This is a genomic window from Alteriqipengyuania abyssalis (assembly GCF_019857185.1).
Classification (GTDB): domain Bacteria; phylum Pseudomonadota; class Alphaproteobacteria; order Sphingomonadales; family Sphingomonadaceae; genus Alteriqipengyuania; species Alteriqipengyuania abyssalis.
Genome location: NZ_JAHWXP010000001.1, coordinates 830,928 through 850,535, shown reverse-complemented (window position 1 = coordinate 850,535; position 19,608 = coordinate 830,928). Strand labels below are relative to the sequence as shown.

Genomic DNA, 19,608 nt, shown 5'->3' with positions numbered 1-19,608 from the left:
CTATGCGTCCGCGCGGCTTGCGGCGGCCGCAGCGGCTGCGGCGTATTCGCTGTCCTGCGCGGCCTGGTTCGCTTCCGACCGGCGCACGAGCGCGACCTTGAGCATGGCGAGCAGCGGGTCGGCCAGCAGCAGGCCGATAATGCCGAACAGCAGCCCCATGATCAGCTGCGCACCCAGCACCAGCGCGGGCGGCAGGTCGACCGTCTTGCGGGCGATCATGGGGATGACGACGTAGCCATCGAAGGTCTGGACCACGAAATAGATCGCCACAGCGGCCAGCCCGGTCTCCATGCTGACCGAGAAGCCCACGGTCGCCATCAGCAGGCCCGAGACGACCGCGCCGATATTGGGAATGAACGCCAGCAGTCCGGTCAGGATGCCCAGCAGCGCTGCCATCGGCACGTCGAACAGCTCCAGCGCGATCCAGGTGAAGAACCCTTCGAACACCATGCCGACGATCCGCCCCGCCATCAGGCGGCGCAGCGTCAGCGCCATTTCGGCGAGCGTCTTGCGCAGTTCGCTGCGCTCGCCACGCGGGGCCATCCACTCGACGCCGCGTTCGTAAAGGTTGGGTTCCAGCGCGACATAGATGCCGATGATCAGGATGATCGCGGTGGTACCGATGATGCCTGCAATTCCGCCGATCGCGCGGGTCACGGTGCCGACGCCGCTGACCACCTGGTTGGCCATCGACTGCGCGTCGGACAGCGAAATCTGGAAGCCGCTTTCCTGCGCCATCGCGATCACGTCGTTCAGCTGTTTCTCGACGATGGCGGGGAGGGTGGCAGCCTGTTCGGCGATCTGCGAGCCTGCGAAATAGCCGAGCCAGACGAGGAACGCGATCGCGAGCAGCAGGACCATGACGATCCGCAAGGTCCGCGGGATCGGCAAATAGCGGCCGATGAGGCGCGCGCCGCCGTCGATCATCGAGGCGAACACCAGCGCGGCGAAGATCACCAGCAGCGATTGCGAGATATAGACCGCCAGCGCGGCCAGGCCGATCACCCCGACCCACACCATCGCCTTGTGCATCTCCAGCCTCAGTTGAGGATTGGAGATGTAGGCCGGGCTGGCATCGTCCCAGCCCTCGTATTCGCTATCGGTATCGGGGCCGCGGGTGCTGTCCGGCGTTGCGGACTCGCGCGAAGGATCGTCAGGCTGTGCCATTGGGGATCCGGTCAGGCGCCCTTGCTATTGTCTTCGACGGCCTTCGCGGCGTCATCGGACTTGGTCGGGCGCAGCGTGGTGAACGCCCGGTCGCCGCGCATCGCGCCGAACCAGGTGAACGGGTTCCAGCTGGCCGTTCCGTCCAGCGAATAGGTTATGAACTCCGCGCGACCGCCGATATTGGCGAGCGGGACGGGGCCACCCAGGCCCTGATTGGCGATCGAGGCGCGGCTGTCGGCCGAGGCATCGCGGTTGTCGCCCATCACGAACACCGCATCGTCGGGCACCTGGATTTCGGGATAATTATCCAGCGGCTGGTCGGGCAGCGCATCGATGATCAGGTAGCTCGCGCCGTTGGGCATGGTCTCGCGTTCGACCGGGACGCGGCACTTGCGGGTGCCGTCGGGGCCGGTGACGGTGGTGAAACCGGGGCCCTGACAGGGCGAATTGAGATCGATCGGCAGCAGCATCGCGGGCTCGACCTTCTGCGGCACGGGCTTGCCGTTGAGGATGATCTGCCCGTTCTTCACCGCGATCCGGTCACCCGGCAGTGCGACCACGCGCTTGATATAGTCTTCGCTGCGCTGCGGATGGGTCGGGATGACGATGTCGCCATATTCCGGCGTCCCGCCGAAAATGCGCCAGTTGCCGCGCGGCAGCATGTGGAAGGTCACCGAAGACCAGTTGTAGCCGTAGGGGTAGCGGCTGACGATCAGCTGGTCGCCCACCAGCAGATTGGGCATCATGCTGGTCGAAGGGATGAAGAACGGTTTCGCGACGAAGCTGTGAAACGCCAGCACCGCGAGCAGCATCAGCGCCAGTCCGCGGAATTCGGCGAACCAGTTGACCTTCTCGTCCTCGCCGGATTTGGGTGCGGTGTCTTTTTTGCTCATGCTGGTCAGGTTGCTCATTCGGGAAGTGCCTCGATCATCACCAGAGCCTGTGCCCATGGATGATCGTCCGTGAGGGTCAGGTGAACGCGTGCCACATGGCCCGCCGGGGTTATTTTCGCAAGCGCCTCCGCAGCGCCATGTGCCAGTTCGAGAGTGGGCGCGCCCGAGGGTGCGTTAACCACGCCGATGTCCTTCATGAACACGCCCTGGCGAAATCCGGTGCCCACCGCCTTGGAGAATGCCTCCTTGGCGGCGAACCGCTTGGCGTAGGTTCCCGCGATGGTGAACGGGCGCCGCCGCGCCTTGGCGCGTTCCTTCTCGGTGAAGACGCGGTTCTCGAACCGCTCGCCATAGCGGTCGAGCGAGTTCTGGATCCGCTCGATATTGCACAGGTCCGATCCGAAACCGATGATCATGATGCGCGCACCAGCAGGACGACGAGCAGGATCAGAGCGATATAATGCAGGATGACCTGCGTCTTGACGAGATCGTGCGAGGTGTCGCCCTTCGCCAGACGCAAGGTCATGGTGTAGCCTGCGACTTGCAGCAGGGGCCAGACGACGGCGAAAACGGTCAGCGCGCCCGAGTTGAGCGAGACGCCCAGCAGGAATATGCTGAGCAGGAAGGGGATGGCCCCTGCGATCGGCCAGAAGCGCTGGGCCCGGGTGATCTCTGCAGGCGCACTCACCGCGCTTCGTCCATCAGTTCGCGCATCCGGCGGATTGCGGGTTCCAGCCCGGTGAAGATCGCCTCGCCGATCAGGTAGTGGCCGATATTGAGCTCGGCGATCTGCGGTATCGCGGCGATCGGCTGGACATTGTCGAAGGTCAGGCCGTGGCCCGCGTGGGGTTCGATCCCGTTCTTCACCGCCAGAGCCGCCATGTCCGCAATCCGCTTCAGTTCGATCGAGCGCTGCTCACCAGTTGCATGCGCATATTCGCCGGTGTGGAACTCTACTACCGGCGCGCTGAGGCGCATCGCCGCTTCGAGCTGTGCAGGATGGGCTTCGATGAACAGCGAGACGCGGATGCCCGCGTCGGTCAGTTGCGACACGATCGGCGCGAGCTGGTTGTGCAGGCCCGCCGCGTCCAGTCCGCCTTCGGTCGTGCGCTCCTCGCGCTTCTCGGGCACGATGCAGGCGGCGTGCGGCTGGTGGCGCAGTGCGATCGCGAGCATTTCCTCGGTCGCCGCCATTTCGAGGTTGAGCGGCAGGTCGGTCGCATCCTGAATGCGCTTCAGATCGTCGTCGCGAATATGACGGCGGTCTTCGCGCAGGTGCGCGGTAATTCCGTCGCCGCCCACAGCCGCAACGATCTGCGCCGCGCGCACGGGATCGGGATGGTCGCCGCCACGCGCGTTGCGGATGGTCGCGACGTGATCGATATTGACGCCCAGGCGGAGTTTTTGGGGGCGGGTGCTCATCATCGCGCTCTAGCGGGGTGTCGCCGGGCCCGCAATTGCGTTGCAGGCAAGCGCGGCGAGTGCATCGTGCAGCGCGCCGGAGCCGGTCCATATCTCGCCGAAATCGAGCTCGCCGTCTGTCGTTGTCAGTGCCAGCGCCATGTCGCGCTGGGGCAGGATGATGTTGCGCACCTGATATTTGCCGATCGCGCCGCGCCGCTCGACGATGCGGACCGGCGCATCGCAGCCTTCGAGCGGGGCGTCGAACACCCACTGGCCGAGCGCCATATATCCCAGCTGCGGATCGCCCTGCCACATCGCGGCGCGGGCCTCCGCGCCGATCAACTTGCCCGCCATCAGCGCGCGGTCGAAGCGCAGCATGTCTGCCAGCGGGCCGACCAGCGCGGCAGAGGTGCCGTAGCGCGCGATGCGGGTGGTGTAGACTGGGTCACGCCCGGCAAAGTCGCGCGCGCTGCCTGCGCGAAGCAGTGCGGTATCGCGCCAGCCAGAGGGCGTGGCGATCCGCTTCTCCAGCAGCGCCTCGGTCGGTTGGCCGGTCACGTTTTCGAGGATCGCGCCCAGCACGATGTAGTCGCAGTTGTTGTAGCGCCATTGATCGCTCGGCGCGGTGCGATCGGCCAGACACCAGTCGAGCCCGGTCGGCCCGTCGGAGTAGAACGACGGGAAGCCGGTCGCATCCGGTGGGCTGTCGTCGGGATTGGCGAGGCCGGATCGGTGCTGGAACAGCTGGCGGATGGTGGGGGAGGGTTTCTCCGAGGCAACCTCGGGCAGATAGCGATCCGCCGGAGCATCGAGATTGAGCGTCCCGGCTTCGACCTGCTGCATCGCCAGTACCGCCAGCACCTGCTTGGTCACCGATGCCCACGGCCACCGCTCCGGATTATCCGCTTCGTCCCGCGCAGCGCGCCCGATCGAGACCGAGGAAAGGTCGCCCGGCCTCCGGCTCACCACTGCCTCGCCTGTAAAGCCGCTGTTGTAGAGAGCCTGCGCAAAAGGGTCCGACGCGGCGGGTGCGCCGGGCGTCGGCGGCGTGTCGCGCAGATCGGGGGCCGCGCAGCCCGCGGCGGCCAGCAGGGCGAGCGCGCCAAGGGCTGCGCGCAGGATCAAGCCTTGCGGCTCCCCGGCTTGGTGATCGGCACGGCCTTCAGGCTTTCGGGCACCTCCCCCTTGGCATAGGTCGGGAAGGAGAGCTGGATCAGCGGGAAGAACGGCACGCCCATGTCCGCTTCGCCGGACGAGCGATCGACCAGCGCGGCCTCGGCGATCACCTCGCCGCCCTCGCGCTTGACCGCTTCGATCGCCTCAACGCTCGATTTGCCGGTGGTTACCACGTCTTCCACCATCAGTGCCCGCGCGCCTTTTTCCATGGCAAAGCCGCGGCGCAGTTCGAAAGTGCCTTCGGGCCGTTCGAGGAACATGGCGTTCTTGCCCAGCGCGCGGCCCATTTCGTGCCCGATGATAAGGCCGCCCATCGCCGGGCTGACGACCACGTCGATCTGGCTGCGGATATCGCGCGGGATCTTCTGAGAGAGCGCAAAGGCCAGTCGGCTGGCGCGCTCAGGGTCCATCAACACCCGCGCGCATTGCAGATAATGGGCCGAGTGGCGGCCCGAACTCAGAAGGAAATGTCCTTCGAGCAGGGCGTCGCAACCCCGCAGTTCACCGATGATCTCTTCATCCGTCATGACCGTTCGTGCCTTCGTTATCTGTGTAGTGATGGGGCTGGTGTTGCACCAAACGCATTGGACGCCCCGTGAATTCCGGTCTAGAGGCGCTTGAGAGTCGCGGCAAGCGCCCCTATAGGGCGAGCCCGAAATCACGCCCAAGCATGCTAAAATGGGTTACAGGGCCCGTGTTTCTGCAAGGTTCGAAGGAAGTCAGACCGACAATGTCAATTGCCGCCGCCTATCGCGATATCCGCCGTTTCCTGATTGCAGTTCTTGCTGTTGCCGGCCTTGGCCTTGCCGCTCAGGCTGCCATTGCCGCCGCGCCCGACACGGGTGCGCCGGCTGCTGCGACGCAGACCGAGGCCGCCGCTGCCGATACCGCCACGGGCGCGGATCAGGCTGCCGGCGAAGGCGATGCCGCCGCCGATAGCGAAGGTGGTTACGAACATCTCGGCCCTGAATGGATCAAGGGCCAGCCGACCGCGTTCGAAGACAACGCGCTCAAGTCGATGAGTTTCCAAGACCAGTACACCGACGATGGCCAGTTCGCGCTGGGGATGAACAACTACATCCTCGCGCCGGTGATCGTGTTCATCAGCGCCTTCGTGTTCTTCCTGCTGCTGGTGGTGGTGGTCCGCTATCGCCGCCGTGAGGGCCGCGAGCCGTCGCGCACCACGCACAACACGCTGATCGAAGTGATCTGGACGCTGGTTCCGGTGCTGATCCTGGTGGTCATCGCGGTTCCTTCGATCACGCTGCTCGCGCGCCAGTACAAGACGGCGCCGGCCGATGCGATCACCATCAAGGCGACCGGCTATCAGTGGTACTGGGGTTACACCTATCCCGACCAAGGCGGGTTCGAGGTGATTTCGAACATGCTGCCCAAGGAAGAAGCGCTCTCGCGCGGCGAACCGGCGCAGCTTGCTGTGGATAACCGCATGGTCGTGCCGGTCGGTGTGCCGCTGCGCATCCAGACCTTCGGCGCGGACGTGATCCACTCGTTCTCGGTCCCGAGCCTGTGGTTCAAGGTCGACGCGGTTCCCGGTCGCCTGAACGAGCGTGTGCTGACCATTCAGGAGCCGGGCATCTATTACGGCCAGTGTTCCGAACTGTGCGGCGCGCGCCACGGCTACATGCCGATCGCGATCGAAGCGGTCCCGATGGACAAGTGGCGCCAGTGGGTGCTTTCCAAGGGCGGTACTTTCGAGGAAGGTGTTGAAGGTGGCGAACGGGCGGACATCCAGGCTCCGGCGAGCGCGACCGAAGGGGCTCCCGCTGCGGGTGGTGCGCCGACTGCTGCCGACGATGGCGGCGAAGCGCCGTCCGTGCCGCTCGATGCGAGCGACGCGGCCGACACGGCGGCCTGACCGGCGGGCGTAAGTCCGGCGAACGAATTTTCGACTTTTAGACGTCACGTAGAACCGAAGAGAACCAGAGCGACATGGCTACCACTGCTGACACCTTCCAGGCCCATACGGACGAGCATCATCACGATGCCGACCACAAGCCGGGCTTCTTCGCCCGGTGGTTCATGTCGACGAACCACAAGGATATCGGCACGCTCTACCTGATCTTCGCGATCTGTGCGGGTGTGATCGGCGGCGCGATTTCGGGGATCATGCGGGCCGAACTGGCCGCGCCGGGCATCCAGGTGCTCAACGTGGTTGCGCCTTGGCTCGGTGCCGATCCCGCGCAGCTCGACCAGACGCTCCACCTGTGGAACGTCTTCATCACCGCGCACGGCCTGATCATGGTGTTCTTCATGGTCATGCCCGCGATGATCGGGGGCTTCGGCAACTGGTTCGTGCCGCTGATGATCGGCGCGCCGGACATGGCCTTCCCGCGCATGAACAACGTGTCGTTCTGGCTGACCGTGGCGGGCTTCTTCTCGCTGCTGTTCTCGATGTTCGTCCCCGGCGGCGTCGGGCCGGGCGCGGGTACTGGCTGGACGGTCTATGCGCCGCTTTCGACGAGCGGTTCGGTCGGCCCGGCGGTCGACTTCGCGATCTTCTCTCTCCACCTTGCGGGCGCAGGCTCGATCTTGGGTGCGACCAACTTCATCACCACCATCTTCAACATGCGTGCGCCGGGCATGACCCTGCACAAGATGCCGCTGTTCGTGTGGTCGGTGCTGGTCACCGCCTTCCTGCTGCTGCTCTCGCTGCCGGTTCTGGCCGCGGCGATCACCATGCTGATTACCGACCGTAACTTCGGCACCACCTTCTTCGATCCGTCGGGCGGTGGCGATCCGGTCCTCTACCAGCACCTGTTCTGGTTCTTCGGCCACCCCGAAGTGTACATCATGATCCTGCCGGGCTTCGGCATGATCAGCCAGATCGTGGCGACCTTCAGCCGCAAGCCGGTGTTCGGCTACCTCGGCATGGCCTACGCCATGGTCGCGATCGGTGTGGTCGGCTTCATCGTGTGGGCGCACCACATGTATACCGTCGGCCTCGACGTGAACACGAAGATGTACTTCACTGCCGCAACCATGGTCATCGCGGTGCCCACCGGCGTGAAGATTTTCAGCTGGATCGCCACGATGTGGGGCGGTTCGATCGAGTTCAAATCGCCGATGGTCTGGGCGATGGGCTTCATCTTCCTGTTCACCGTGGGCGGCGTGACCGGCGTCGTGCTCGCCAATGGCGGCATCGACGACAACCTGCACGACACCTACTACGTCGTCGCGCACTTCCACTACGTGCTCTCGATGGGTGCGGTCTTCTCGATCTTCGCGGGCTTCTACTACTGGTTCCCGAAGATGAGCGGCCGCTGGCACTCCGAACTGCTGGCCCACATCCACTTCTGGGTGTTCTTCGTCGGCGTGAACCTGGTGTTCTTCCCGATGCACTTCCTTGGTGTGAACGGGATGCCGCGCCGCATTCCCGACTACCCGGGGCAGTTCGAGTTCTGGAATCACATCTCGACGCTCGGCTACGGCATCGTCGCGATCTCGGTCCTGATTTTCTTCGCCAACCTCGTCTACGCCTTCGTGGCGGGCAAGAAGGCCGAAGCGAACTACTGGGGTCCGGGTGCGACCACGCTGGAATGGACCCTGTCCAGCCCGCCGCCGTTCCACCAGTTCGAAACGCTGCCGGTGATCGAGGACCACCACGATTACCACAACCACCTGCCGGGCGAAGGCAAGCCGGCGCACGCGTAACGACGCATCTCCCCTCCCGTTCGCGGGAGGGGGCCATGGGGTGGGCCGCACCCCGCTTGTGCTTGATCGGGCGGGGCAGGCCTTTGTCCCGCTACCCCTCCGCCAGCAGGAGGGGAGGAATGACATGACGACCACGACGACCCTTATCACGCCGACCGCAGCGACGCCGATGTCGAGCCATTGGCGCGACTTCCTCGCGCTGACCAAGCCGGGCGTCGTTCGGCTCGTGGTCTTTACCGGTCTGTGCGGGCTGCTGGCCGCGCCGGGCCATATCAATCCGGTGCTCGGTTTCACCGCGATCCTGTGCATCGCACTCGCCGCCGGCGGCGCTGCCGCGTTCAACCAGTGGTACGAATCCGAGCTCGACGCGCGGATGAAGCGCACCGCCAAGCGCCCGATTCCCGCTGGCCGGGTGAGCAGGAACGACGCGCGCGACTTCGCCAGCGTGCTGTGCGGCGCATCCGTGCTGGTGATGGGGCTGGCGATCGGCTGGCTCGCCGCCGCGATCCTCGCCGTCTCGATCTTCTATTACGTCGTCGTCTACACGATGTGGCTCAAGCCGCGCACGCCGCAGAACATCGTCATCGGTGGCGGCGCGGGTGCATTCCCGCCGCTGATCGGCTGGGTGGCGGTGACCGGCGACGTCACGCTGACGCCGGTGCTGCTGTTCGCGATCATCTTTTTCTGGACCCCGCCGCACTTCTGGGCGCTCGCGATGTTCGTGAAGAGCGATTACGCGCAGGCTGGCGTGCCGATGATGCCAGTGGTCCACGGCGAGGTGGCGACGCGCCGCCAGATCCTGGCCTATGCGCTGTTCATGGTCCCGCTCGCCGCGGCGCCGTGGTATCTGGGCACGGCAGGCGTGGTCTATGGCGCTGCCTCGCTCGCGCTGACGGGGTTCTTCGCTGCGCTGGCGGTTCCCGTGGGCCTGCGCCGCTCCGTCGAAGGCGACACGATGAAGCCCGAAAAGCGGCTGTTCGCCTATTCGATCCTTTACCTGTTCGCGCTGTTCGGTGTGCTGGTGATCGACCGCGTGCTGCAGAACGCCGGTATTATTGCAGGAGGTCTCGCATGAGCGACGACGCCCGCCCGCCCCGTATGAGCCCTGAAGAAGAAGCGCGCTTCAAGGAAGCCCGCAAGGGCCGCAATCTCGCGATCGGCGCGGTGCTGCTGTTCTTCGCGGTGCTGTTTTACGCGATCACGATCGTACGGATGGGCGACTGATGTCGAGCGCGTCCGCATCCAGTCTCGACCGTCGCAACCTGCGAATTGCGGCCCTCGCTTTTCTGGCGGCGGCCTGCATGGTCGGCCTCGGCTTTGCGTCGGTGCCGCTGTACCGGATGTTCTGCCAGGTGACGGGCTTCGGCGGGACCACCCAGGTGGCGAACGAGAGCGATGCGGCGATCGCCGAACGGCTCGCGTCGAGCGCGGGCACGCCGCCGATCTCGGTTCGCTTCGATGCGAATACCGCGAGCGGGATGCCGTGGACATTCAAGCCGGTGCACACCAGCGATTCGGTGCAGATTGGTGTGCGCGACCTCGCCTTTTTTACCGCGAAGAACAATTCCTCCGTGCCGATCACCGGGACCGCGACCTTCAACGTCGAGCCCGAGCAGGCGGCACCCTATTTCAACAAGATCCAGTGTTTCTGCTTTACCGAGCAGACCCTGCAGCCGGGCGAGGAGGTGCGGATGCCCGTACTCTTCTACGTCGATCCGGCCGCGCTAGACGATCCCAACATGGAAGGGGTCGAACAGATTACCCTGAGCTACACCTTCCACCGCAAACCGCCTGAAGACAGCTGACCCTCTGGACCGCGGCAAGCCGCCCGGTTAAGGGCGGTGCCGCTGAATAGGAAAGACGAAAAATGGCCGGCGCCAAGAACCACGATTATCACATTCTCGCTCCCGACATCTGGCCGTTTGTCGGTGCCTTTGCGGCGCTGACGTTCACCACGGGCATGGTTTTCTTCATGCACACGATGACCGGATGGGAAGCGATCCTTGGCGCAGGCATCGCGCTGCTGATCGCCACCTTCTGGGGCTGGTTCTCGAAGATCGTTAAGGAAGCGCAGGCCGGCGACCACACTCCGGTGGTCCAGCTGCACATGCGCTACGGCATGATCCTGTTCATCCTTTCCGAAGTGATGTTCTTCGTCGGCTGGTTCTGGGCCTTCTTCGATTTCGCGCTGTTCCCGGCACCGCTGCAGATGGTTGCCGAAGGCACCTGGCAGAACCTGATCGGGCAGGATGGCGCGGCTGCTCTGATCCAGTTCCCGGCCGATGGCATTCACGTTATCGACCCGTTCGACCTGCCGCTGATCAACACCCTGATCCTGCTGTGTTCGGGCACCACGGTCACCTGGGCGCACCACTCGCTGATCAATGGCGATCGTGACGGGCTCAAGCTGGGCCTGTGGGCGACGATCGGCCTGGGCGTGCTGTTCACCGCGATCCAGGCGTATGAATACATGCACGCGCCGTTCGGCTTCGGCGGTGTGAACTATACCAGCGCCTTCTACATGGCGACTGGCTTCCACGGCTTCCACGTGATCGTCGGCACGATCTTCCTGATCGTCTGCCTGCGTCGCGCCTATCTCGGCCACTTCACCCCGCGCCAGCACTTCGGTTTTGAAGCGGCGGCGTGGTACTGGCACTTCGTCGACGTGGTGTGGCTGTTCCTGTTCATCTCCGTCTACGTCTGGGGTGGCTGGGGCGCCGAAGTCCACTGATGACCGATAATGGCCGCAAGGCCTCCGGCGATCATGCCGGGACGAAAGGGCAGCCCGCCTTGCGCGAGGCTGCCCTTTTCGGCCTGTGCGCCCCGTGCACAGCGGGGCGATCGGTCCGCGCGGTGCTGGCATGCAGCGATGCGCTGATCGGGTCCGGATATCGCCTGAATGCGCAGAAGGCTGGACGATGAACTATCTGCAACGCCTGCCGCTGATCCCCACGATCATCGTGGCGCTCGCCATTGCGGTCATGATCGCGCTCGGCTTCTGGCAGCTGGGGCGGGCCGACGAAAAGGCAGAGCTTCTCGCACGCTATGCGGCGGCGGGCGATAATCAGGAACTGGTCGCGTGGCCGGGCGACGACAAGGACGCGCTCAAGCAGCGGCTCTATCGTCGCAGCAAGGTCGTGTGCGCGCGGGTGACCGAACTCTCTGCCGTCGCCGGCACCAACGCCAGAGGATCGCATGGCTGGGCGCAGATCGCCCAGTGCGAGCTGAAGGGCGGGGGCGAGGCGCGGATTGCGCTTGGCTGGACCCGGGTGCCCGACGGGCCACTGTGGAATGGCGGTGAGGTGACGGGCATCGTCGCGCCGGGGCCGCGTCTGGTCGCCGACCCGCCGCGCGCTGGCCTGCTGCCGTTGCAGAAGCCCGATCCGTCGGAATTGCCCAACAATCACATGGCCTATGCCTGGCAGTGGTTCCTGTTCGCGATGACCGCGCTGGTGATCTACGGGCTTGCGGTGAGGAAGCGCCTGCCGGGGCAGGATGCACGCAGCGGCGATAACGCGGGGGAATAGAAATGCGGTACGTTTCGACCCGCGGTCAGGCGCCCGTGCTCGATTTCGAAGGTGTCACGCTCACCGGGCTGGCGAGCGATGGCGGACTCTATCTGCCGCAGGAGTGGCCGCAGTTTTCGCGTGAGGAGATCGCCGCGCTGCGCGGGCTCCCCTATTCCGAACTCGCGGTGCGGATCATGGCGCCGTTCGTTGGTGAAAGCCTGACCGAAGCGGAGCTGCGCGACCTGTGCCAGCGCGCCTACGGCAATTTCTCGCACGCTGCGACGACCCCGCTGGTCCAGCTCGACGAACAGCACTGGCTGCTGGAGCTGTTCCACGGCCCGACGTTGGCGTTCAAGGATGTCGCGCTGCAACTGCTCGGGCTGTTTTTCGAAACGTTTCTGGACAAGCGCGAACGTCCGCTGACGATCATCGGCGCGACCAGCGGAGATACAGGATCGGCTGCGATCCATGCGGTTGCGGGGCGCGAGAACGCCCAGATCTTCATGCTCCACCCGGAAGGGAGGGTGAGCGAGATCCAGCGCCGCCAGATGACCACGGTGAGCGCAGCCAACGTCCACAACATCGCGATTGCCGGCAGCTTCGACGATGCGCAGGCGATGGTGAAGCGCATGTTCGCGGACGAGGTGCTGACCGCCACGCTCGACATTGGCGCGGTCAATTCGATCAACTGGGCGCGGCTGATGGCGCAGGTGGTGTATTACTTCTACGCCGCGCTGCAGCTCGGCGCGCCCGATCGCAAGGTCAGCTTCAGCGTGCCGACCGGCAATTTCGGCGACGTCTTCGCGGGCTACGTCGCCGCGCATATGGGTCTGCCGGTCGAGCGGCTGATCGTCGCGACCAACAAGAACGACATTCTCGCCCGCGCGATCCGCGACGGCGACTATTCGGTCGGTGAGAGCCACGCGACCATCACCCCGTCGATGGACATCCAGGTCAGCTCCAATTTCGAACGCCTGCTGTTCGAGGCGAACGGGCGCGATGCGGCGGCGCTTGCGGCGCAGATGGATGAGTTCGCGTCGAGCAAGACGCTCCCGCTCGAATCCGTGCAGCGCGAGGCAATCGCGGCGATGTTCTCGGCAGAGCGCGCCACGCCCGAAGAGACGCTGGCGGCGATGCGCTGGGCGCATGAGAGCTGCGGCGAGGTGATCGACCCGCATACGGCGGTCGGCCTGCACGCCGCGCGCGCGCTCGCAACCGACGCCGCAGTGCCCGTCGTCACGCTCGCCACCGCGCATCCGGCGAAGTTCCCCGACGCCGTGAAGCAGGCGATCGGCATCGAGGCTGCGCTGCCCGCGCGGGTCGGCGACCTGTTCGCGCTGGAAGAGCGCTTCGAAACGCTGCCCGCCGACTACGACGCGGTGCGCGATTATATCTCCGCCAAGGCCACGCGCTGATGGCGCAGCTGCGCCTCGACCCGCAGCTGATGATCGGCGAGCCCTGGGCCGATTACGCGCTGCTCGACAGCGGACATGGCCGCAAGCTGGAGCGATTCGGAGAGTTCCGCTTCGTCCGCCCCGAACCGCAGGCTATGTGGAGTCCGCGCGACGCCGACTGGCAGGCGGATGGCGAATTCCTTCCCGGCGCGGACGAGGATGGCGGCGGGCGTTGGAATCTCTCGCCCGAAGTGCCCGACAGCTGGCCGCTCGCGTGGGACGATGTCCGCTTCCGCGCACAATGCACCCCCTTCCGCCATCTCGGCTTCTTCCCCGATATGGCCCCGGTATGGGAATGGATGCGCGGCGAGCTGGCGGGCAAGCCGGACGCGCAAACGCTCAACATGTTCGGCTATACCGGGGTCGGCACGCTCGCACTCAGCCAGTGCGGCCCGGTCACCCATGTCGATGCGTCCAAGAAATCGGTCGCGCAGGCGCGCGACAATGCGGCGCTCGCCGGAATGGAAGACCGCCCGGTCCGCTGGCTGGTCGACGATGCGGCGAAGTTCGCAGCGCGCGAGGTCCGGCGCGAGAACCGCTATGACGGGATCATCCTCGACCCGCCCAAGTTCGGGCGTGGGCCGAAGAACGAAACCTGGCGGATCGAGGAAGGTCTCGCCCCGCTGATCGCCGATTGCTGCCAGCTTCTCGACGAGAAGAGCCGGTTCCTGTTCCTCACCGTGTATGCCGTGCGGATGAGCAGCCTCGCGCTCGCCGCGCTGCTCGACGAGGCGTTCGCGGGCCTGCCCGGCACGATCGAGCATGGCGATCTGGGCGTGCGCGAGGAAACCGTCGATGGCGGACAGGCGGGCCGCGTTCTGCCAACTGCCATCTTCGCAAGATGGCGCAACAGCGTCTAGGGAGCCCCGATGAAAGACACTCTCACCCTGCGCGTCGCCGATCTCGAAACCGATGTGCTCACCGGCATCTATTCCGAAGAGACGGGCAAGCCGCAGCCGCTGCGCATCACGATCGAGGCGCGGATGAAGCCGCTCGACCGGTATGATCCGGACACGCCGCTGGCCGAGAGCAAGAACTATATGGACCTGCGCCATGCCGCGACAGAGGCGGTGCCCGAGGGTGTCCATTTCAAGCTGATCGAGAGCTTCGCCGACCATATTTGCGAAACGCTGTTCCTGCAGGACGAGCGGATCGAGGCGCTGACCGTGCATATCATCAAGCTGGCGATTGGGATCGGCAGCGAGAAGATCGGGATCACGCTCCATCGCGAACGGCCCTGACGTGAGCGACAACGCACCCGCGATCATCCGGGTGGAGCGCTTGCCCGGGCCGGCGCTCGACGCTGCGGCTGCCTTCCACGCGCATTGGGCGCAGCAGGTGAGCAACGCCGCCAAAGACTACGAATTCGTCATTGTGGTGCTGGACCCCGCTCCCTTCGACCATGCCGACTGGCGGCGCGCTGCTGCCCGCGATCTGGCCCGCGCACACCCCGACAATTGCATCAATATCGTCGCCGGACTGGAAGGCGCCGCACTCGCCCGAATGGTCGAATTCCTCGGCCGCGCGCCTGCCATCACCGGGCAATACCTGCCGCTGGCGGACAGTGCCCCTTGCGAGAGCGGCAGCGATGGCCGACTTGGGGATGATGACACGGACGGTTGATCGCCTCGACACGCAAGCTCGGCCTGCGGCTGCGCCGCTGGTCGACACGTATGAGAGGCGAGTCACCTATCTGCGCCTGTCGGTCACCGATCGCTGCGATCTGCGCTGCACCTATTGCATGCCCGAGCGGATGCAGTTCCTTCCCAAGGTCGAGGTTCTCTCACTCGAAGAACTTTACGTCCTGGCGCGCAGCTTCATGGCGCGCGGTGTGCGCACGATCCGGCTGACCGGGGGCGAACCGCTGGTGCGGCGCGACGTTATCGATCTGGTGCGCGCCATCGGCCGCCATGTCGGGTCTGAATTGGACGAGGTCACGCTGACCACCAATGGCACGCAGCTAGCGCAGCATGCCGAGGCGCTGGCGAGGGCAGGGGTGCGGCGGATCAACGTCTCGCTCGATACGCGCGATCCGCACACCTTCCGCACGCTGTCGCGCCGCGATGCCTTGCCGCAGGTGCTCGAAGGGATTGCCGCGGCGAAGGATGCGGGGCTGCGGGTCAAGCTCAACACCGTGGCGATGCGCGGTGTGAACGATCGCGAGATTCCCGATCTGGTCGCCTGGGCGCATGCGCAGGGCCACGCGATCAGCCTGATCGAGACCATGCCGCTGGGCGAGGTGGACGAGGCCCGCGAGGATCGCTTCGTCTCGCTGGCCGATGTCCGCCGCGATCTGGAGTCGCGCTGGACGCTGACGCCCAGCGATGCGCGCACTCCCGGCCCGTCGCGCTATTTCGATATCGTCGAGACCGGCGGGCGGATCGGTTTCATCACTCCGATGAGCGAGAATTTCTGTTCCGGCTGCAACCGGCTGCGGGTGACCGCCACCGGCCAGCTATATCCCTGCCTTGGCGGCGGAGAGCTGGTCGATCTGCGCGCTGCGTTGCGATCCGATGCTCCGCAAGCGCAGGTCGCCGACGCGCTCGACCGGGCGATGGCGATCAAGCCGGAGAAGCACGATTTCCGCATCGGTGCAGGGTTCGCGCCGACTCAGCCGCGCCATATGTCCGTGACGGGAGGTTGAGATGAGTGTGACCGTCCTCTTCCTCGGCCCGTTGCGCGATCTGGCGGGTGTGCCGCAGGCCGAATATCCTGCCCCGCTCGATTGGGACGGTTTGCTCGCCGCAGTGCCGCCCGCCGTTGCCGAGCAGTTGCGCGAGCCGCGCGTGCATGTCGCCTGCGCTGGCAAGGTTCTGTCGGACAAGGCCGATCTCGCTGCGCAGAACGGCGAAGAGGTGGCGCTGCTGCCGCCGGTCAGTGGCGGCTGATGGCGCGCCTCACGCTCGAAACCCCTGCCGATGTGCGGCTGCTCGATTCGGGAATGTCGGTGGGCGAGGCGCTGGCTGCGTTCAACGCGGTACATCCCGACGCTGGCGGGATCGCGACCTTCCTCGGCAAGGTGCGGCCCGACGATGACGTGCGCGTGCTCGAACTTTCGCATTACGAGCCACTGACCCTGCCCGGAATGCGCGATCTGGCGGGCGAGGCGCTGAAGCGCTGGCCGCTCGACGGGGTGCTGGTGTGGCACCGAATCGGGGTGATGCATCCTGGCGAGGGGATCGTTCTGGTCGCCGCGGCTGCGCGCCATCGCCGCGATGCCTTCCACGCGGTCGATTTCCTGATGGATTATCTCAAGAGCGCGGCGTGGCTGTGGAAGCGCGAGAAACGCGCAGATGGCTGGCACTGGGTCGAACCGCGCGCGCAGGACTTTGCCGACCGCAATCGCTGGGAGTGATTTTTCCGCGCGCGATTTGATCGAGATCAAGGCGCGGCGCGGCCGATCGGCGCACATCCTTCCTCAAGACAACGAGGAGTGATGAAATGTCCGAACGTCTCAACAGCGCCGCCGTCGCCGAAAAGGCGATCGTCCATGTCGAACTGCCCCGCGCACGCGGTGCTGCGCACGCTCTTTTCGAACGCAGCGAGCCCACGTTGGCCGAAGCGATCGCCACCTATCGGGCTCCCGATGCGGTCGAGACCGCCAATATCCGCCAAGATGTGGATCGCACGTTCGAAATGCCGAGCGTGCTCTACGGAGCGACCGTGGCGCTCTATCTGGGCTTCATCGCGATCCTGGGTGTCGGCCTGTCGACCCCCGAACTCGCAATCCCGATGGCGATCTTCGCGATCTTCATCGTCGGCCTGTTCGGCGCACCGGCGCTGTGGCTGGGCCTCGGGCGCAAGCCGGAGGCGAAGGCGAAGAGCTTCGGCGAACTGATGCGCGGCGGAATTCAGACGCACACTGGCTTTCTCAAGGGCCGCGACGCAGTGGCCCAGATGATGGTGTTGCCGGTGCTGATCGTTCTCTGGGGGTGCACCGTGCTGGTTATTGCCGGGGTCGTCTCGGCCTGACCGGCTCGCCCCGGAGTTGGGGGAGGCGCGCGGGGTCGACTGGTTCGATCCCGCGCGTTTTTGCGTGGGCGGTCAGTTGGCGGGCGCGAGTTCGTTCAGGATCGCGTCTTCCTCGGCGATCAGCCTGGCGACTTCCGCGTGCGCTTTGGCAACCGCCTCGACCGGTTCGCCATCGACCGATCGGATCGCCAGCATGCTATCGAGATCGGCGAAGGGAATCGCCGTGCGCGCACGGATCGATTCGAGGTTCGCATAGGCGACCTGCGCACGGCCCCACGCCTTGGACCCCACGCTGCCACTGCCCCGAACCGCCGCGCGGGTGGCGGGCACGGCTTTTTCGAAATCGGCATGCGCGGCGCGCGCCTGCTCTTCCAGCTGGACGACCCGCTCGGCGAGATCGGCGGACAGGACGGGGGGCGGTGGAGGCGGCGGCGCGACCGGGTCCGTGGGCTCGAACTGGCCGGTCACCGGTGCCGGCCCGTCGGGCGCGCAATCGCCGGTCGGGCGGGGAAACTGGCCGCTCTCGTATTCGGCCTCGCGCACTCCCAGAGAGGGATAGGCGCTGTCGGGCGTGGTGGCGCAGGCGGCGAGGGTGGCCATGGCGGGGAGGGTGGCGATCGCGATCGCGAGGCGGGCAGCGGACATGCGCGCACCCTTAGCACGCGAGCCGCGCCGTGGTAGAGGCGAAGGTGGGCAAAGGCGCTTTTCTGGGCCACCCGGCGTTGACTTCGGCCAAATCATACCGTAAGCGCGCCCTTCTTTGGGGGGCTCACCACGGTGTGGCCCGTCGACCACGCTGTTCCGTTAGGGGCAGCGTCACAGCTAAACGATTGAAAGTTGAACCGATGTTCGCAGTGGTGCGCACAGGCGGCAAGCAATACCGGGTTGCCGCCGGAGACAAAATCGCGGTCGAGAAGCTCGCAGGCGAAGCCGGCGACACGATCACCCTGGGCGATGTGTTGCTTGCAGGTGAGGGCGACAGCCTGTCCGACGCAGGCAAGGTATCCGTTTCGGCGGAAATTATCGCTCAGGCGAAGAGCGAAAAGGTGGTGGTGTTCAAGAAGCGCCGTCGTCACAATTACCGTCGCAAGAACGGCCATCGCCAGCAGATGACCCTGCTGCGCATCCTCGAAGTGGGTGAAGGCACCAAGAAGGCTGCCGCCAAGCCCGCCGCGAAGAAGGCCGATGCTGCCGACGACAAGGCGACCGAAAAGGCCCCGGCCAAGAAGGCCGCGCCGAAGAAGGCTGCTGCGACCAAGAAGCCGGCTGCCAAGAAGGCCCCCGCCAAGAAGGCGGACACCAAGGATTCGGGCGACGCGTAAGCGCGGCCCAGACGGATAAGGACTAAGCGCAATGGCACATAAGAAAGCAGGCGGCTCTTCGCGGAACGGTCGCGATTCGGCAGGCCGCCGTCTTGGCGTGAAGAAGTTCGGCAGCGAAGGCGTCGTTGCGGGCAACATTATCGTGCGCCAGCGTGGGACCAAGTTCTACGCGGGCACCAACGTCGGCATGGGCAAGGACCACACCCTCTTTGCGCTTACCGACGGTATTGTGCGCTTCCACGACGGGAAGCTCGGCCGCAAATACGTATCGGTCGATCTTATGGCGCAAGCTGCCGAATAATCGGGCAACTCGATAACAGGGGTTGTCCACCGGGACGGCCCCGCCGGAGGTAAAATCCGGCCATCAAGGGAGAGGGGGCCAGCCCCGTCTCCCTTTTTTCGTCTCCCTTATCACCGTGGCCGCCCGCCGAGGAAGGGCGCGTCGCGCGAGGGGAGAAACGACGATGTTTCACAGAAGCGAGAGGTTGCTGCTGCGGCCCGCGTGGCCCGAGGACTGGCAGGCTGTCTACGCGGCGATTGCGGACGAGGGTATCGTGCGCAACCTCGCCACCGCGCCGTGGCCCTATTCGGCTGCCGACGCGCGCGCGTGGTGCGCGCTCCCCTTCACGCCCGAGGCGCCCCGTTTCATCATCACGCTGGCCGATTCCGGCGAGGTGATCGGCTGCATCGGCATCGGCCCGCTGCCCCCCGAAGACGGTGGCGGCGATGGGACGATGGAGCTGGGTTACTGGATCGCGCGCCCGCACTGGGGCCGCGGCTATGCCGGCGAGGCGGCGCGCGCGTTGGTCGAGATAGCGCACGCCTGCGGCCACCCGCGCATCGTCGCGAGCCATTTTCTGGACAATCCGGCATCGGGCCGCGTGCTGCGCAAGGCTGGCTTCCTGCCCACCGGCAAGGGCGGGCGGCACTTCAGCCTCGCCCGCGGCTATGAAGCGCAGACCAATGGCTATGCGCTCGACCTGGCAGAGGAGGTGGAGCGATCGCTCCCGGCGGCGGCCTAGCTCAGGCCGCCGCTTCG

Annotated in this window: 27 protein-coding genes; 19 read left to right on the top strand and 8 right to left on the bottom strand. The window is 65.6% G+C overall.

Annotation, left to right across the window (positions count from 1 at the left end; translation table 11 throughout):
* The 7 genes from KYN89_RS04245 to pyrE are packed head-to-tail and all read right to left on the bottom strand — an operon-like array spanning position 1 to position 5,167.
* Positions 1-1,167 carry an AI-2E family transporter gene (locus tag KYN89_RS04245; RefSeq protein ID WP_222823934.1) on the bottom strand — a complete coding sequence of 389 codons (1,167 nt, stop codon included), beginning with the start codon at positions 1,165-1,167 and terminating at the stop codon, positions 1-3.
* A gap of 11 nt (positions 1,168-1,178) precedes the next feature.
* Positions 1,179-2,078 carry a signal peptidase I gene (lepB, locus tag KYN89_RS04240; RefSeq protein WP_222823933.1) on the bottom strand — a complete coding sequence of 300 codons (900 nt, stop codon included), beginning with the start codon at positions 2,076-2,078 and terminating at the stop codon, positions 1,179-1,181.
* Entirely contained in the window at positions 2,075-2,476 is a 402-nt protein-coding gene (gene acpS, locus KYN89_RS04235) for a holo-ACP synthase (RefSeq protein ID WP_010238389.1), read from the bottom strand. Before acpS ends, lepB begins: the two co-directional genes overlap by 4 nt.
* The gene (locus tag KYN89_RS04230; protein WP_222823932.1) at positions 2,473-2,748 is read right to left on the bottom strand and encodes a pyridoxal phosphate biosynthetic protein; all 276 of its coding nucleotides are present in this window, start codon (positions 2,746-2,748) and stop codon (positions 2,473-2,475) included. Before KYN89_RS04230 ends, acpS begins: the two co-directional genes overlap by 4 nt.
* Complete coding sequence (locus KYN89_RS04225; RefSeq protein ID WP_222823931.1) at positions 2,745-3,485, bottom strand: pyridoxine 5'-phosphate synthase; 741 nt, start codon at positions 3,483-3,485, stop codon at positions 2,745-2,747. Before KYN89_RS04225 ends, KYN89_RS04230 begins: the two co-directional genes overlap by 4 nt.
* A gap of 6 nt (positions 3,486-3,491) precedes the next feature.
* Entirely contained in the window at positions 3,492-4,589 is a 1,098-nt protein-coding gene (locus KYN89_RS04220; protein WP_222823930.1) for a serine hydrolase domain-containing protein, read from the bottom strand.
* The gene (gene pyrE / locus KYN89_RS04215) at positions 4,586-5,167 is read right to left on the bottom strand and encodes an orotate phosphoribosyltransferase (RefSeq protein WP_222823929.1); all 582 of its coding nucleotides are present in this window, start codon (positions 5,165-5,167) and stop codon (positions 4,586-4,588) included. The genes KYN89_RS04220 and pyrE overlap by 4 nt, the downstream gene beginning before the upstream one ends.
* Before the next feature lie 203 nt (positions 5,168-5,370).
* Here pyrE and coxB point away from each other — a divergent pair, with 203 nt between their 5' ends.
* From coxB to KYN89_RS04135, 16 genes are all read left to right on the top strand, one after another.
* Positions 5,371-6,516 (top strand): cytochrome c oxidase subunit II, encoded by a 1,146-nt coding sequence (coxB, locus tag KYN89_RS04210; protein ID WP_222823928.1) that lies wholly within the window; start codon positions 5,371-5,373, stop codon positions 6,514-6,516.
* A gap of 74 nt (positions 6,517-6,590) precedes the next feature.
* Positions 6,591-8,312, top strand: coding sequence for a cytochrome c oxidase subunit I (ctaD, locus tag KYN89_RS04205; protein ID WP_222823927.1), 1,722 nt, complete (start codon positions 6,591-6,593; stop codon positions 8,310-8,312).
* Positions 8,313-8,436: 124 nt separating this feature from the next.
* Positions 8,437-9,387, top strand: a complete 951-nt coding sequence (locus tag KYN89_RS04200; protein WP_222823926.1) for a heme o synthase — start codon at positions 8,437-8,439, stop codon at positions 9,385-9,387.
* Complete coding sequence (locus KYN89_RS04195) at positions 9,384-9,536, top strand: hypothetical protein (protein ID WP_222824116.1); 153 nt, start codon at positions 9,384-9,386, stop codon at positions 9,534-9,536. The genes KYN89_RS04200 and KYN89_RS04195 overlap by 4 nt, the downstream gene beginning before the upstream one ends.
* On the top strand, positions 9,536-10,117 hold the full coding sequence (locus KYN89_RS04190) for a cytochrome c oxidase assembly protein (RefSeq protein ID WP_010238372.1): 582 nt from the start codon (positions 9,536-9,538) through the stop codon (positions 10,115-10,117). The genes KYN89_RS04195 and KYN89_RS04190 overlap by 1 nt, the downstream gene beginning before the upstream one ends.
* A 62-nt stretch (positions 10,118-10,179) precedes the next feature.
* Positions 10,180-11,043 (top strand): cytochrome c oxidase subunit 3, encoded by an 864-nt coding sequence (locus KYN89_RS04185; protein ID WP_222823925.1) that lies wholly within the window; start codon positions 10,180-10,182, stop codon positions 11,041-11,043.
* Positions 11,043-11,234, top strand: a complete 192-nt coding sequence (locus KYN89_RS04180) for a hypothetical protein (protein ID WP_222823924.1) — start codon at positions 11,043-11,045, stop codon at positions 11,232-11,234. The genes KYN89_RS04185 and KYN89_RS04180 overlap by 1 nt, the downstream gene beginning before the upstream one ends.
* On the top strand, positions 11,231-11,839 hold the full coding sequence (locus tag KYN89_RS04175; protein ID WP_222823923.1) for an SURF1 family protein: 609 nt from the start codon (positions 11,231-11,233) through the stop codon (positions 11,837-11,839). The genes KYN89_RS04180 and KYN89_RS04175 overlap by 4 nt, the downstream gene beginning before the upstream one ends.
* 2 nt (positions 11,840-11,841) lie before the next feature.
* Positions 11,842-13,236 carry a threonine synthase gene (gene thrC / locus KYN89_RS04170; protein ID WP_222823922.1) on the top strand — a complete coding sequence of 465 codons (1,395 nt, stop codon included), beginning with the start codon at positions 11,842-11,844 and terminating at the stop codon, positions 13,234-13,236.
* Entirely contained in the window at positions 13,236-14,135 is a 900-nt protein-coding gene (locus KYN89_RS04165) for a class I SAM-dependent methyltransferase (RefSeq protein WP_222823921.1), read from the top strand. Before thrC ends, KYN89_RS04165 begins: the two co-directional genes overlap by 1 nt.
* A 9-nt stretch (positions 14,136-14,144) precedes the next feature.
* Positions 14,145-14,516 carry a dihydroneopterin aldolase gene (locus KYN89_RS04160; RefSeq protein WP_010238363.1) on the top strand — a complete coding sequence of 124 codons (372 nt, stop codon included), beginning with the start codon at positions 14,145-14,147 and terminating at the stop codon, positions 14,514-14,516.
* A 1-nt stretch (position 14,517) separates the two neighbouring features.
* A complete protein-coding gene (locus tag KYN89_RS04155) occupies positions 14,518-14,898 on the top strand; it encodes a Rossmann fold domain-containing protein (protein WP_222823920.1) in 381 nt (126 codons plus the stop codon).
* Entirely contained in the window at positions 14,879-15,919 is a 1,041-nt protein-coding gene (gene moaA, locus KYN89_RS04150; protein WP_222823919.1) for a GTP 3',8-cyclase MoaA, read from the top strand. Before KYN89_RS04155 ends, moaA begins: the two co-directional genes overlap by 20 nt.
* Before the next feature lies 1 nt (position 15,920).
* The gene (locus KYN89_RS04145; protein WP_222823918.1) at positions 15,921-16,163 is read left to right on the top strand and encodes a MoaD/ThiS family protein; all 243 of its coding nucleotides are present in this window, start codon (positions 15,921-15,923) and stop codon (positions 16,161-16,163) included.
* Positions 16,163-16,630, top strand: a complete 468-nt coding sequence (locus KYN89_RS04140) for a molybdenum cofactor biosynthesis protein MoaE (protein ID WP_222823917.1) — start codon at positions 16,163-16,165, stop codon at positions 16,628-16,630. Before KYN89_RS04145 ends, KYN89_RS04140 begins: the two co-directional genes overlap by 1 nt.
* A gap of 86 nt (positions 16,631-16,716) precedes the next feature.
* Positions 16,717-17,247 (top strand): hypothetical protein, encoded by a 531-nt coding sequence (locus tag KYN89_RS04135; RefSeq protein WP_222823916.1) that lies wholly within the window; start codon positions 16,717-16,719, stop codon positions 17,245-17,247.
* Positions 17,248-17,319: 72 nt separating this feature from the next.
* On the opposite strand, the gene KYN89_RS04130 is transcribed toward KYN89_RS04135, so the two are convergent.
* Positions 17,320-17,892 (bottom strand): hypothetical protein, encoded by a 573-nt coding sequence (locus KYN89_RS04130; protein WP_222823915.1) that lies wholly within the window; start codon positions 17,890-17,892, stop codon positions 17,320-17,322.
* A gap of 200 nt (positions 17,893-18,092) precedes the next feature.
* Between KYN89_RS04130 and rplU the strand changes: the two genes are divergently transcribed.
* The 3 genes from rplU (at position 18,093) to KYN89_RS04115 (ending at position 19,591) form a co-directional block, all read left to right on the top strand.
* Positions 18,093-18,569 (top strand): 50S ribosomal protein L21, encoded by a 477-nt coding sequence (gene rplU, locus KYN89_RS04125; RefSeq protein ID WP_222823914.1) that lies wholly within the window; start codon positions 18,093-18,095, stop codon positions 18,567-18,569.
* A 31-nt stretch (positions 18,570-18,600) separates the two neighbouring features.
* On the top strand, positions 18,601-18,870 hold the full coding sequence (gene rpmA / locus KYN89_RS04120) for a 50S ribosomal protein L27 (protein WP_010238344.1): 270 nt from the start codon (positions 18,601-18,603) through the stop codon (positions 18,868-18,870).
* Positions 18,871-19,033: 163 nt separating this feature from the next.
* Positions 19,034-19,591 carry a GNAT family N-acetyltransferase gene (locus tag KYN89_RS04115; RefSeq protein WP_222823913.1) on the top strand — a complete coding sequence of 186 codons (558 nt, stop codon included), beginning with the start codon at positions 19,034-19,036 and terminating at the stop codon, positions 19,589-19,591.
* Positions 19,592-19,608: the final 17 nt, after the last annotated feature.